The 13,041-nt window shown below is 70.5% G+C and carries 11 protein-coding genes; 2 read left to right on the top strand and 9 right to left on the bottom strand.

Translation table 11 applies throughout. The annotated features are described in order from the left end of the window. Positions 1 to 34 precede the first annotated feature (34 nt). From UK23_RS06325 to UK23_RS52540, 3 genes are read right to left on the bottom strand one after another with little or no spacing between them, the layout of a single operon-like run. A complete protein-coding gene (locus tag UK23_RS06325) occupies positions 35 to 1,339 on the bottom strand; it encodes a chorismate-binding protein (protein ID WP_045310428.1) in 1,305 nt (434 codons plus the stop codon). 14 nt (positions 1,340 to 1,353) lie between these two features. Further along, the gene (locus UK23_RS52545; RefSeq protein WP_052684416.1) at positions 1,354 to 2,595 is read right to left on the bottom strand and encodes a serine hydrolase domain-containing protein; all 1,242 of its coding nucleotides are present in this window, start codon (positions 2,593 to 2,595) and stop codon (positions 1,354 to 1,356) included. Beyond that, positions 2,592 to 3,938 (bottom strand): hypothetical protein, encoded by a 1,347-nt coding sequence (locus UK23_RS52540; protein WP_045310427.1) that lies wholly within the window; start codon positions 3,936 to 3,938, stop codon positions 2,592 to 2,594. Before UK23_RS52540 ends, UK23_RS52545 begins: the two co-directional genes overlap by 4 nt. A 171-nt stretch (positions 3,939 to 4,109) precedes the next feature. On the opposite strand from UK23_RS52540, the gene UK23_RS06310 reads away from it, so the two are divergent. Then, complete coding sequence (locus tag UK23_RS06310; protein ID WP_063778047.1) at positions 4,110 to 5,255, top strand: acyl-CoA dehydrogenase family protein; 1,146 nt, start codon at positions 4,110 to 4,112, stop codon at positions 5,253 to 5,255. Beyond that, the gene (locus tag UK23_RS06305) at positions 5,256 to 6,824 is read left to right on the top strand and encodes an amino acid adenylation domain-containing protein (RefSeq protein ID WP_045310426.1); all 1,569 of its coding nucleotides are present in this window, start codon (positions 5,256 to 5,258) and stop codon (positions 6,822 to 6,824) included. It begins immediately after the preceding gene. A gap of 5 nt (positions 6,825 to 6,829) precedes the next feature. Here the strand turns inward: UK23_RS06305 and UK23_RS06300 are convergent, their stop codons facing one another. From UK23_RS06300 to UK23_RS06275, 6 genes are all read right to left on the bottom strand, one after another. Next, positions 6,830 to 8,143 (bottom strand): condensation domain-containing protein, encoded by a 1,314-nt coding sequence (locus tag UK23_RS06300; protein ID WP_082114447.1) that lies wholly within the window; start codon positions 8,141 to 8,143, stop codon positions 6,830 to 6,832. Next, positions 8,140 to 8,430: a phosphopantetheine-binding protein gene (locus UK23_RS06295; protein ID WP_231114397.1), complete on the bottom strand. Its 291-nt coding sequence runs from the start codon at positions 8,428 to 8,430 to the stop codon at positions 8,140 to 8,142. The genes UK23_RS06300 and UK23_RS06295 overlap by 4 nt, the downstream gene beginning before the upstream one ends. Next, positions 8,423 to 9,613, bottom strand: a complete 1,191-nt coding sequence (locus UK23_RS06290) for an acyl-CoA dehydrogenase family protein (RefSeq protein WP_231114396.1) — start codon at positions 9,611 to 9,613, stop codon at positions 8,423 to 8,425. Before UK23_RS06290 ends, UK23_RS06295 begins: the two co-directional genes overlap by 8 nt. A gap of 121 nt (positions 9,614 to 9,734) precedes the next feature. After that, positions 9,735 to 10,532 (bottom strand): tryptophan synthase subunit alpha, encoded by a 798-nt coding sequence (trpA, locus tag UK23_RS06285; protein WP_045310423.1) that lies wholly within the window; start codon positions 10,530 to 10,532, stop codon positions 9,735 to 9,737. Further along, positions 10,529 to 11,785, bottom strand: coding sequence for a tryptophan synthase subunit beta (trpB, locus tag UK23_RS06280; RefSeq protein ID WP_045310422.1), 1,257 nt, complete (start codon positions 11,783 to 11,785; stop codon positions 10,529 to 10,531). Before trpB ends, trpA begins: the two co-directional genes overlap by 4 nt. A 65-nt stretch (positions 11,786 to 11,850) precedes the next feature. Continuing rightward, a partial coding sequence (locus tag UK23_RS06275) for an amidohydrolase family protein (protein ID WP_231114395.1) occupies positions 11,851 to 13,041 on the bottom strand: 1,191 nt, incomplete at its 5' end.

Below are 13,041 nucleotides of genomic sequence, written 5' to 3'. Positions count from 1 at the left end.
CGCCCATCCTCACATCGCCACAATCACGTTCCTACTATTCGCGTTGAACGCTCCGCTCCCATGAAACGATTGCCTCGAGCAACCCCGACAGCTTGTCCCTGGTCTCCACCAGCTCGCTGTGCGGATCGGATTCCTTGATGACGCCGACCCCGACCTTCGCGTGGATCGTGTCGTGGTCCAGCAATGCGTTCCGGATGTTCAGGAAACAGGAAGCGGACCTTCCGTGCCCATGCCCCACCACACCTCCGTAGTAACGGTGCGGGGCCTTTTCGGCGTCGGCGAGCACGAGCAGCTCCTTCGGCCGCGCCCCGAGCAACGGGAAGATCGGCTCCAGCAGGTCGAAGACCGTGACCCCCGGCAGCAGCTCGCCCGTGAACACCGAGTGCAGGTGGCAGACGTTGCGCAACCGCTTGACCCGCATGTCCGTGACGACCCGGATCGACCCCTCCGCGCAGAACGGCCGGAACCGGTTCTGCCGGTTGACCAGCGACGACCGGTGTTCCCTGACCTGCTTCGGGTTCTCGTACAGCTCCCGCGCGACGAACGCGTCGTCGTCGCTGCCGGCGCAGGTGGCCGCGACGACGTCCACCGTCAACGTCGTGTCGCGGGTCTCCAGAACGTTCTCCGGGGTGACTCCCAGGGAGAAGACGCCCGGCCGCACGCAGAAGTAGTGGCTGCACGCGTACTCGCCGTTGTTCCTGGCGTGCGACTCGTACAGCGCGAACGGATCGTTCGTGGTGCCCAGCTTCCGTTCGTAAGCCCTGGTCAGCACCACCTTCCCGTCAGGATGGCCCTGAAGCACCTCGACGGCGTCGACGAGCCGCCGGAGGAACGCGGAGTCGTCCTCGGCCGGCACCCACCCGGTGGCCAGCTCGGCGAACGGTCCTGGCTCCCCGAGGTCGCGCGGCGCAACCGGAGGCGTCTGCGCGGCGGCCTGGAGCAGAGCGGCTCCGTCGTGCCCGTGGCTGACCGTCCCGTCGGCGTGCTCGGGCGAGAACGTGAACTCCACCGCGGGCTGGACCAGCAGGACCTGCGGGTGGCCGGGATCGGCGAACGGCCGGCGAAGATCAGGGCTGACCAGGAAGAAGTACGGCGCGGAGTCGAGCAGCAGCTCCCGGACGCGCCCGAAGACCAGTTCCCCCGGCAGCCGGGGCGCGACCGTTCGCCGTCCGCCGGCTGTCAGGCTCACAGAAGATTCGTCGACGGAGACCGAGAGCCGCGGCCGAACCCCGATCTTGACGTTCTCCTCGTTCTTGTTGTGGATGAAGTAGCTGCCCGCGGTGCCGGCGAGCCCTGTCGTGCGGAAGAAGTGGCACGCCCGCTCCCAGTACGTCGTCACGTGTCCTCTCCCGGCTAGTCGACGATCGCCTGGTACACGAGGTCGCGGAACAGCTCGTGGTAGCGGCGGGCCTGCCACCACCGGACCTGCCACGAGCTCTGCATGAGCAGCACGGCGATCAGGTCCTCGGCGGGATCGACGAAGAAGACGGTCGACCCCCGGCCCAGCCACCAGTAGTCGCCCGGCGTCCCGGGGGCGTGACCGGCGACGGGCCGGCGCACCGCCAGCCCGAGACCGAACGTGTACCCGGTGCCGGGGATGTAGTCCGGACCGCTCTCGGCCAGGTCACCGAGGTGGTCGGCGAGCATCAGGTCCGCGAACCGGGGGCTGAGCACCCTGGTCCCGTCCACCGCGACGCCGCGGCCCGCCACGCACAGCAGCAGGTTGAGGTAGTCGGTGATGGTCGAGTAGCACCCGCTTCCGCCGGACAGGAACGCGGGCCGGGACGTGAGGGTGAGCAGTTCCTGGTCCGGCGCGAGCGTCCGGTCCGGCTGGGCGACCCGGTCCGCGTCGCTCCCTGGCACCCAGAACCCGGTGCTCGTCATGCCGAGCGGGCCGAGCACCAGGTCCCCGACCAGCTCGTCCAGTCCCTGCCCGCTCGCCACCTCCAGCAGCCGGCCGAGCACGTCGTAGGACAGGCCGTACTCCCAGACCGTGCCCGGCTGGTGCGCGAGCGGCACCGTCGCGAGCCGTTCGACCAGCTGCTGGGTCGTTGCGGTGAGAGCGGCGCTCTGGTGGTCGAACCCGCGGACGCCGCGCGCCCGGTACGCCCGCAGGACTCCCGGCGACCCCTTGTACCCGCCCACGATGCCGCTCGTCTGGATCAGCAGGTCCCGTACGGTCGGCGGGCGGATCGGGGCGCACGTGGGGACGTCCGGGGAGTCCGCGTTGACCGGATCCGCGGTCACGGTGACGTTCTCGAACTCGGGCAGGAACGCGGAGATGCTGTCGGACAGCAGCAACCGGCCCTGCTCGACGAGCGCGAGCGTGGCCATGGCGGTGAACTGCTTGGTCATCGACCCGATGCGGAAGATCGAGTCGATCGTCATCGGTTCCGGACGGGCGGGGTCGCGCCTGCCGAACGACTCGAGGCACGCGAGCCGCCCGCGCCGGTGGACCGCGAACACCCCGCCCGGTGTGAGGCCCTGGCCGACGTGGGCGGTGAGCACCTCACGGACGCGGCCGAGCCGGACGGGGTCGAAGCCGAGCAGGTCGGGATCGGTCAGCGTGGCCGCCGGTGTCTGCGTGGCGGTCACCGGTCGTACCCCCAGCCCTGCCGGTCGTGCCGCGCCCGGCCGAGCGTCCAGGCGGGGCGGTAGGTGTTGGTCAGCTCCAGCGTGTCCGCGTACGAGTACGAGCTCGCGTCGCCCATGCGCAGCAGGCCGGCCTGCCCGGTGAACCCGTGCGCCACCCCCGGGCCGATCCACAGGCTGTCCCACTGCCCCAGTTCCTGCCTGCGGACCTCGCCGCCGGTCCACCAGTGGGCGGTCGCGGTACCACTGGTGACCAGGTAGAACGTCGCCGCCTGATCGCGCAGGTCGGTCAGCTCGCCGTGCTCGGCGCGGTCGACGAGCAGGAACGTGCCCAGCAGGTCCGGTGCGGACGGCGATCCCGCCAGGTCGGCCACCACGTACTCGCCGAAGGACCTGATCGAGTCCTTGCTCTCCTGGATCGTGCGCGACGACTTGCCCACGCCGTCCCTGACCACGTCGACCGGGAGCAGCAACCGGTAGTCGCAGTGGACGGTCGCGCCCCCCCGCCGCAGCGCGGCGAGGTCGAGCGAGTCCGCGCCGCCGAGGAAGTCCCCGACGGAACGCTCGTCCACACCGGCCGCCGAGCACAGCGTCTTCACGTCGAACGCGCGGCGGCGCATGGCCTGGGCGAGGATCCCCGCGGGCTCCAGCCGTTCGCCGACGTCGTCGAGCAGCGCGGCGAACGACTCGGCCGGCCACGTGTCCGCGCGGTCGACCAGCCCGGCCAGCGGACTGGCGCCGGTGTAGGACAGGATGCGCGCCGGCTCGTCGCCGACCAGCGAGTAGGTGTGCGGGCAGAACGACGGCTCGACGTAGGAGTCGCCGGTGATCCAGCGGTCCTCGCCGGTGTTCGCGGCGAGCACGGACCAGGTGTCGCCGGTGAGCTCCTCACCCCAGCGGCCGTTGATGTCCCCCGGCCCGAGGTTCACCGTGATCGCGGGTTCCAGGTGCCCGCGGTTGAGCTCCGGCAGGCGGCCCGGCGGGCACAGGATGTCCAGGATGACCGGCGCGACCTGCCCGCGAGGTCCGGCGAGCGAGTAGTAGACGTAGAAGTCGATGCCACCCCGGCGGACCACCCTGCTGCCCGCCCTGGACGCGGCGGCGGACAGGTGCACGGCCGTTTCCGCCGCGGGGACCACGGCCAGCTGCTCCACGCCGACGTCGAGGGCCTCGGCAGCGCGGGTGGCGAGGCCGGGCTCCCAGCGCAGGACGTCACCGCCGAGGCCGGCCTCGACCTGGGCGGCGTCGACGCCGATCGCCGCGCTGAACGCCGACACGGTCAGCTTGCGCGCGTTCAACCACCGCATCAGCTTGACCGAGCCGATCTCGACATGACTGGCGGGCATGGATGTCCCTTTCCTCGGCTCGCTGATCGGGCGCACGGTGAATTCCACGCAATTTCTCCGTGCCGCGAAGAAAGGCGTGGGATTCCCAGTTTCGAGGTCACCTTATCGCGAATATCCTGAAGACAAGCCGGCCTCGTCGAACACCCGCCCTCCTGTTGTACCTTCTCGGCCATGGACAGGTCGTCCTCGCGCAAAACCGAAATCCTGCGGCGGGCCGCGGAGCTGGTGCCCGTGCTGAAACAACGGGCGGCCCTCACCGATCGACTCCGCCAGGTTCCCCCCGAGACCGTCCGGGATCTGCTCGCCTCCGGCCTGATCGGCATCGGCGCGCCCGACCGGTTCGGTGGCGCGGGCCTCGATCTCGACACCGCCTTCGCCGTGGCCGGCGAGCTGGGACGTGGCTGCGGTTCCACCGCCTGGTGCTACGCGGTCTGGACCGCGCACAACTGGTGGCTCGGCCAGTTTCCCGAGCAGTGCCAGGAGGAGTACTTCGCCACCGGCGCGGACACGGTGTGCGCCAGCGCCCTCAACGCGGCGGGCGGCACGGCCGAGCGGACCGGCGGCGGCTTCCTGGTCTCCGGCCGGTGGACCTTCTCCAGCGGATGCGACGCGGCGAGCTGGGCGGTGGTCGCCTGCGCCGCGGGGCCCGGTGCCGGAGGCAAGCTGTGGTTGCTGCTCCCCCGCGCCGACTGGGAGATCGTCGACACCTGGTTCGCCGCAGGGCTGCGGGGTTCCGGCAGCAAGGACCTGGTCGTCCGGGACGTCTTCGTGCCCGCGCACCGCACGCTGAACCCCAACGACGCCGGGGACGGCGACCGCACGGGCTGGGACCTGCACAAGCGCGCGAGCTACGGCGTGCCGCTGAAGGTGTTCATCGAGTGGGCACTGGCCGCCCCGGTCATCGGCATGGCGCAGGGCGTCGTCGACGAGTTCGAGGCTCTCGCACGAGTCCGGCGCGGCTCCTCGGCTCCGGCTCGCCTGCGTCTGGCCGAGGCCTCCGCGGAGGTGGACGCGGCCCGCACCCTGATGAGGGAAGGCGTCCGCGACATCCTCGACCGGGCGGACCGCGGCGGGTCCTTCACGCCGCTCGAACGCGCCAGGATCCCGCGTGACGCCGCCTTCGCGGTCTCCCTCTGCGTCCAGGCGGTCAACCGGCTGCACGCCGCCGCCGGCGCACGGGCGCTCATGGACTCGGAGCCGATCCAGCGGCTGCACCGCGACGTCCACGCGGCTTCACACCACGCGTCGCTCGGCTGGGACGCCGCAGCCGAGCAGTTCGGTGGTCTCGTACTCGGCGACGACGAGCAGGAGCGGTGAATGCTGGAGATCACGCAGGCAGAAGCCGCACTGGCCAGGCAGCGCGCCCTGACCCGCGCACACGCGTTCGAGCCACTGCACTCGGTCGTCGGTGAGCTGGCCAGGTTCGCGACGGCCACCCCCGCCAAACCGGCCGTCGTCGACGGTGAGCACGTGGTGACCTATCGCGCTCTCGCCGGACGGGTGCGGCAGTTGCGCGAGTTGCTCCTCGCCGCCGGCATCGGCGAGGGCCACGTCGTCGCCCTGCTCGGCCGGCGCAGCGCCGACACCATCGCGCTCTTCCTGGCGCTGGAGGACATCGGCGCGATCTACCTGCCGCTGGACCCGGCCTGGCCGGTCGCGCGCACCGAGGTGATCGTCCGGCAGGCCGGCGTGACGCTGCTCGTCCACCAGGAAGGCGAGCCGCCCGCCGGTGTGCCGTCGCTGCGGCTGCCGCGGTGGCAGGCCGACTCGCCCGTTGTTCCCCACCGCGCACCGGCCGGCGCGGAGCCGCGGTACGTGATCTTCACCTCCGGCACCACCGGCATGCCCAAGGGCGCCGTGGTCGAGCAGCGCGGCATGCTCAACCACTTGCGGGCCAAGGTTCTCGACCTCGGGCTGACCGCGGCGGACGTCGTGGCGTTCACCGCGCCGCTGGTGTTCGACATCTCCATCTGGCAGATGACGATCGGCGTGCTGACCGGGGCGACGACGGTCGTGTTCGACGAGCAGCAGGTGTCGTTCCCCCGCCGGTTGCTGACCACGTTGCGCGAGAACGAGATCACCGTCGTCGAGCTCGTACCGACGGTGGTCGGCTGGATGACCGCGCAGGCCAGGCGCTCCGGTGAACGGCTCCCGGCGCTGCGCTGGTGCATCTCCACCGGGGAGGAGCTGCACCCGCCGGTCGCCGAGGCGGTGATGGACGAGCTGCCGCACGTCGCGCTGATGAACGCCTACGGCCCCACTGAATGTTCGGACGACGTGACGCACCACGTGGTCCGGCGGGCGGACCTCACCGCGACCCGGCTGCCGGTCGGCGCGCCCATCGCCAACGCCGTGCTGTACCTGCTCGTTCAGCACGACGGGGGCTGGCGGGCCGCCGCCGAGGGCGAGCCGGGTGAGCTGTTCGTCGGCGGGATCTGCGTGGGCCGGGGATACCTCGGCGAGCCGGAGCTGACCGCGGCGGCCTTCCTCTCCGACGTCCTGGACCCCGGCTCCGCGACCGGCCGGCTGTACCGCACCGGTGACCTGGCGGTCTTCCGCGACGGACTGGTGCACTACCTCGGCCGCGGCGACCGGCAGGTGAAGGTCGCCGGAGTCCGGATGGAGCTGGACGAGATCGAGGCTGCGCTCAAACGTCATCACCTGGTCGCGCACTGCGCGGTCGTCACCGAACCGACCCAGGACGGACCGGTGCTGGTCGCGCACTACGTGACCGATGGTGGTTCCCCGGCACCGGGCGACCTCAAGGAGTTCCTCGGTGGGCTGCTCCCCGCGGCGATGGTGCCCAAGCGGTGGCAGCACGTCCAAGAGCTGCCGATGACCCGCAACGGCAAGATCGACCACAAGGCGCTCGCCACCTCAGGCTGACCGGGTCACTGGCACGACGCCGCCGCGGTGACCACCAGGTGCTCCACACCCCGCACCAGCGTCTCCGCCCGCTCCCGGGGCAGGTACCAGGTGTCGACCAGCGCGTGGTGCACGTCCACGCCGTCCTGTTCCCGCACCCAGTACCAGAGCTTGCTCTCCTGCTCGGGCAGCGGGGTCTGCCACGAGAACCCGGTGCGCGACAGCAGACCGACCGCGTCCTGATAACCGTCCACAACAGACGCTGAAGCAACGCGGATGTCGTTGAAACCACAGGACATCTCGATCTCGTCGACGCCGCGTTCGGCGCTCACCGCGGCCCGCAGCGCGGTCAGCGCGACCGGATCGCACTGCGCCCTGCGGTAGGCCTGCATCGTGGCCTCCGCCGTGTCCCAGACGGCTTCGGCGAAGGACCGGCCGCGCGTCGGCACCAGGATCGCGCAGCTGCCCAGCGTGATGCCGACGACGTCGCGCAGCTCGGTGAGCCCGCGGTTGGAGGCGATCAGGCGCAACGGCACGGCGGTCTGCCCGGTGATGCGGCCCAGCATGACGTTCACCGCGGCCATCACCACGGTGGTGCCGCTGACGCCCATGCGGCGCGCGACCGTGGTCGTCGCCGCGGTGAGCGCGGGTGAGGACATGCTGAGCTGCCCGAAGCGGTCCGCGTCGCCGGCAACCGGCGGGCCGAAGATCGTGAGAGGCGACTCGCGCAGCAGTTTCTCCCAGTACCGCAGGGATGCCGCCGACCGGCGTTGCCCTGCCGGGGTGGCCTGCCGCGCGGCCTCGTCGAACTGCCGGTGCGCCACGGGTGGCAGCCCGTCGAGCGAGACCTCCCCCGCCAGCAACGACCGGAGCTCGTCGACCAGCAGGTTGGCCCCGGCGAAGTCGATGGTGACGTGGGACAGCACCAGCACGAGCTGTCGCGGCACCCCTCCGGACTCCACAACGGACATTCGAACGGGAAGTCCGGTCAGGTCGAAGCTCTTGCCGCGCAACGCATCCACGTCCACCGCCTCGTGCACCGCGATCCGCAGCTCGTCCTGCTCGAAGACCTCCTGATACGGGTTCCCGTCCGCGTCCACGAGATACCTGGTGCGCAGGCATTCGTGCCGCCCGGTCAGCGCGGCGAGCAGACCGGCCAGTTCCGGGGTCGTCCAGCCGGGCGGAACCTCGACCACGCGAGCCAGGTTGAAGTGGTGGTCGTCCGGAGCGATCGCCTGAGTGTCGTTCCACTGGACGCGCTGTGCCCAGCTCAGCGGCGCGCGACCGGCGCGTTCCCCGGTGACGGGCAGGACCAGTTCGCGGATCACCGGCGCGCTCATCCGAGCAGCCCGCTGATCGCCGTCCACAACGCGCCCGCGGTCGCGAACGTCCTGACGCTGAGGAGCTCGTCGGGGATCTCCACCGCGAAGGTGTCCTCCAGCGTGATCAGCAGCTGCACGATCGACAGCGAGTCCAGGCCGATGGCCGACAGCTGCGCGTCCGGCGCCAGCTGCTCGCCGGCCGGCAGCAACGGCAGATGCTCGCGCAGAACCTTCTCGAACTCCGGCGGCCACTCTGCTGCCACGGGCATCTCCGCTCCGGTCGTGGTGGTCAGCGGCTCACGCACGGTCGCCGAGCAGACTCACCGACTTGTCCAGCAGGCACAGCGTTCCGCTCGCGGTGAGCAGCCTGTCGTTGGCGTAGTTCAGGCTCGCGGACCGCAGATCGCGCAGGTGGCGTTCGAACGGCACGGGCGCGTCGGCGAGGTAGCCCAGCGCCATCCCGCCGAGCTGGACGCACTGGTCGGCCGCGCGGTACGTCAGTTCCGCGGCGATCACCTTCAGGGTGTTGAGGTGAATCTGCACGGGCGTCGCGGACAGGTCCCCGCCGCCGGCCCGGCAGCGCGAGATCTCCTGTTCGGTCTGCCGCAGGTACGCGCTCACCACCTCGACGTCCATGCGGACGCGCGCCAGCCGTTCGGCGACCAGGTCCGACTTCAGGTCGACCGAACGCGGGCGGCCCGGCGACCGGAACACGGTGACCAGATCGGACAGCGCCTGGCGGGCGGTGCCGAGCCAGCACGCGGCCCACGCCAGGTGCGCCAGCGGGATCATGCTGCTGACGGCCACCTCGCCGAACTCGCCGCGGGCACCGACGATCTGGTCCTCGGGCACCACACCGGACAACGTCAACGCGACGCTGTGGGTGCCGCGCATGCCCAACGGGTTCCAGTCGCCACTGACCCGCACGTCGAGCTGCTCGCGGTCGGCGTAGACGAGCGTGACCTCGCGCGGCGACGCTCCCGGCGCGTCCAGCATGGTCATCAGGAAGCCGTCCGCGACCGCGCCACCGGTGACGATCGGCGCGACCCGTTCGACGAGAACGCCGTTGTCGTTGTGCTGCAAGGGAGCCGCACTGGTGAGCAGGTGCCCGCCGGTCTGCTTCTCCGAGGTGATCGACGCGAGGTAGACCTCACCGGCCGCGATCCTCGGCAGCAGCCGGGCCCGCAGCGCCGGGCTGCCGTGCCGGACCACGACGTCGACCTGCTGGCAGTGCATCGCCCAGATCATCGCGGTCGACGTGCACGCGGACGCCAGCAGCTGCGCCGTGTCCACCAGATCGCCGAGCCCGCCGCCCAGCCCGCCGTCGGCGACCGGGACCAGCAGGCCCATCAGCCCGCCCTCCCGCAGTGCCGCGAGGGACTCGGCGGGGAACACCGCGTCGCCGTCCACCCGGCGCGCGTTCTCCCTGAGCACCGGGAGAGCCCGCTCCGCGCGCTGACTGGGGGTGAGCATGGCGGTAGACGTCACCGATCGAACATATACAAGGGTTTTCACCCCGTGAAGCCGACCGGTTGAACGATTGTCCTTGGCGGAGAACAAGAACGAGGCCCCGGTCCGGGGCCTCGTTCTCAAGCGACTTGCCGCACCGTCACGCGGTCGCGGCCGCCAGGGACTTCAGGAACCGCGAGTACGCCTCGGGCCCGCCTTCCTCCCACGCCTGCGTTCCCGCGGTGCCCACGATGGCGAGGTCGGCACCGTGCTCGCGCGCCTGCCGCACGTTCTCGGCCGACCTGATGCCGAACCCGAGACCGAGCGGCAACGGCGTCGCCTCGCGGCACCTCCGCAGGAACGACCCCACCTCGGAGGAGAGGTCAGTCTGCCGGCCCGTCACGCCCGTGCGCGCCACGCAGTACAGGAAGCCCGACGCGTTGCGGCCGATCTCGGCCAGCCGTGCGGGCGAGTTCGTCGGCGTCATCGTGAGGATCGGGTCCAGCCCGTGCTCACGAGCCAGCCCGTTGAGCTCCCCCGCCTCCTCCACCGGCAGGTCAGGGACGATGAACCCCTTCATGCCGGTCTCGGCCAGGCGCGCGCAGAACCTCTCTGGCCCCATCCGGAAGACGCTGTTGTAGTAGCCCATCAGCACGATCTCGAAGCTGAACCGCGCGGCGGCCCGCGTCGCCAGGTCGAAGTACTGCTGCCACGAGGTCCCCGCCCTGATCGCCTCGTGGTTCGCCTTCACGAACCGCGGGCCGTCGGCGATGGGCTCGGAGAACGGGAGCTGGAACTCGACCACGTCCACGCCGGCGTCGTCCATCGCCTCGAGCATCGCCCAGTTGGCGTCGAGGGACGGGTAGCCGACGACGACGTGCGACATGAAGAGGATCGACTTGCCGGTCTGCCGCTTCCGCAGCGAGGCTTCGAGGGTCGACGAGTAGGTCGTGTTCATCGCGCGTACCTCGCAGCCGTCTCGCGGATGAAGGTCTTCCACCCTTCGTCGTCCAGCGCGTCGGCGACGGTGAAGATGTCCTTGTCGCCACGGCCGGACTGGTTGATCAGAATCGCGTCATCGTCCGAAAGGGACGGTGCCTCGCGGAACGCGGCGGCGAACGCGTGGGAGCTCTCCAGCGCCGGGATGATCCCCTCGCTGCGCATCGTGAGCCGCAGGGCGTCCACGACCTCCTGGTCGGTCGCCGACTCGAAGCGGACCCTGCCCTGCTCGTGCAGGTCCGCGAGCATCGGGCCGATGCCGATGTAGTCGAGACCCGCCGCCACGGAGTGCGTGTCCTGCATGAGGCCTTCCTCGTTCTGCAGGAAGACCGTCTTGTAGCCCTGCGCGACACCGGGAACACCCTTGCCGCCGGCGAGCCGCGCCGCGTGCTCGCCCGTCTCGATGCCCTTGCCGCCCGCCTCCACGCCGACCAGCTCGGTCGAGAGGTCGTCGAGGAAGCCGGTGAAGATCCCGGACGCGTTGGAGCCGCCGCCCACGCACGCGTACACCCGGTCCGGCAGCTTGCCCGCCAGTGCGAGCATCTGCGCCCGTGCCTCCTGGCCGATGATCGACTGGAAGTACGTCACCATCTGCGGGAACGGGTGCGGGCCGCACACCGTGCCCATGACGTAGTGGGTGTCGGCCATCGAGTCGGCCCAGTCCCGCAGGCACGCGTTGATCGCGTCCTTCAACGTCCGCGTGCCGTCGGTGACCGGGATGACCTCGGCACCGAGCTGCCGCATCCAGAAGACGTTGGGGTGCTGGCGGGCGACGTCCTCCTCGCCCATGTAGATCGTGCACTCGAGGCCGAGGCGGGCCGCCATCGTCGCCGTGGCCACGCCGTGCTGGCCGGCACCGGTCTCCGCGATGACGCGCTTCTTGCCCATGCGCTGGACCAGCAGACCCTGGCCCATCACGTTGTTCGCCTTGTGCGCACCGGTGTGGTTCAGGTCCTCGCGCTTGACGTAGATCCGCGCGCCACCCAGCTTGCGGGTGAGGTTCTCGCAGAACGTCACCGGCGTCGGACGGCCACCGTAGCCGGCCGTCACGTCCACATAGGACTGCCAGAACGTCTCGTCGTCGCACGCGTTCTCGAACGCCGCGCGCAGTTCCGCGAACGTCTCGTGCAGCATTTCCGGGATGAAGGCACCGCCGAAGTCACCGAAGTAGCCTTCGCGTCCCGGCGCCCAGACAGGTAGCTTGGGGGACATATGAGTCTCAGATCCTCGTCAAACCGGTGGGGCGCAAGTTAACCACACCGGCCGCGTGCGTCAGCTCACAACCCCAGCAGCTTGGCGGCGTTGTCGTGGGTCAGCTTGCGCCGCAGTTCGGGTGCCAGGTGCCCCATCTGCCGCTCGATCGCCTCCTTGGAGTAGGGCCAGACGCTGTCCGGATGCGGGTAGTCCGACGCCCAGAGCAGGTTGTCCTCGCCGAAGAACGGGATGAGCGCCATCGCCACGTGGTCGTCCTGGAACGTCACGTAGACCTGCCGCTTGAAGAGGTCGCTGGGCTTGGTGACGAGCTCGGCGCCGCCCTTGTCGGCCCAGTAGTCCTTGGCCTCCCAGAGCTTCCAGTGGTGGTGGTCCAGCTCCTGGACGAGCCAGGGCAGCCATCCCGCGCCGCCTTCCGCGAGCACGACGCGCATCTTCGGGTGCCGTTCGAGAACGCCCCAGGAGAAGAGGTCGACGAACGGCTCGACGAAGTTCGTGAGGAACAGCTTGGTGTTCTCGAACGCGCTGGCCGCCTTGCCCGCGATGTGCGGACCCGGCTTGGCGAAAGCCATGATGTGCCAGGAGAGGACGACGCCGCTCTCCTCCAGCAGGTGCCAGAGCGGTTCCCACGCCCGGTCGGCGAGCGAGGGGGCGATGTTGGCGATCATGAGGACCACCTGCCGCACACCCCCCTTCGCCAGCAGCCGCTGGAGCTCGGCGAGCGCGGTCTGCGGCGTCTCCGGCAGCATCGGCACACCGATCAGCCGGGTGGGCGCGGTCTGGCAGAAGTCGAGCAGGAAGTCGTTGTAGGCGCGGTAGCAGGCGGCGCGGAACTCGGGGTCGTCGGCCGCCAGCTGGCGCACCGGCCCGAAGATGACCTGCGTCTCGACCCCGTCGCGGTCCATGTCGGCGAGCCGCAGCTCCGGCACGGCGGCGCGGCGGGGGCTGGGGTCGTGCAGGCCGGCGCGGTCGTAGGCGTCGTAGATCGCCTTGACCGGCCGTTGCGCACTGCCGCCAGCGGCCGGCTTGCCGACCCAGCGGCCCCAGACCTTGCCCTCGCACACCCACATCGGCTGCCCGTCGCGTTCCTCGATCCGCGGCGCGCGGTCGCGCAGTGAGGCGGGCAGGCCCGTGGTCCACAGGTCGGCGGGCAGCTGGCTCAGGTCCATGTGGTCGTCGCAGGAGATGAGCTGTTCGGTCAAGGCGGTTCTCCACTCGGTCGTTGACATCGCCTGAGCTGGTGGCGTGGCCCGGAA

The organism is Lentzea aerocolonigenes (assembly GCF_000955955.1).
GTDB classification, from domain to species: domain Bacteria; phylum Actinomycetota; class Actinomycetes; order Mycobacteriales; family Pseudonocardiaceae; genus Lentzea; species Lentzea aerocolonigenes_A.
The sequence above is the reverse complement of the archived record's forward strand: the minus strand, read 5'-3'. Positions and strand labels throughout refer to the sequence as shown.

Coding starts and splice junctions, on each gene's coding strand:
- UK23_RS52540 (WP_045310427.1), bottom strand. CDS start 3,938: ATGCCCGCCAGTCATGTCGAGATCGGCTCGGTCAAGCTGATGCGGTGG.
- UK23_RS06310 (WP_063778047.1), top strand. CDS start 4,110: ATGGACAGGTCGTCCTCGCGCAAAACCGAAATCCTGCGGCGGGCCGCG.
- UK23_RS06305 (WP_045310426.1), top strand. CDS start 5,256: ATGCTGGAGATCACGCAGGCAGAAGCCGCACTGGCCAGGCAGCGCGCC.
- UK23_RS06300 (WP_082114447.1), bottom strand. CDS start 8,143: ATGAGCGCGCCGGTGATCCGCGAACTGGTCCTGCCCGTCACCGGGGAA.
- trpA (WP_045310423.1), bottom strand. CDS start 10,532: ATGAACACGACCTACTCGTCGACCCTCGAAGCCTCGCTGCGGAAGCGG.
- trpB (WP_045310422.1), bottom strand. CDS start 11,785: ATGTCCCCCAAGCTACCTGTCTGGGCGCCGGGACGCGAAGGCTACTTC.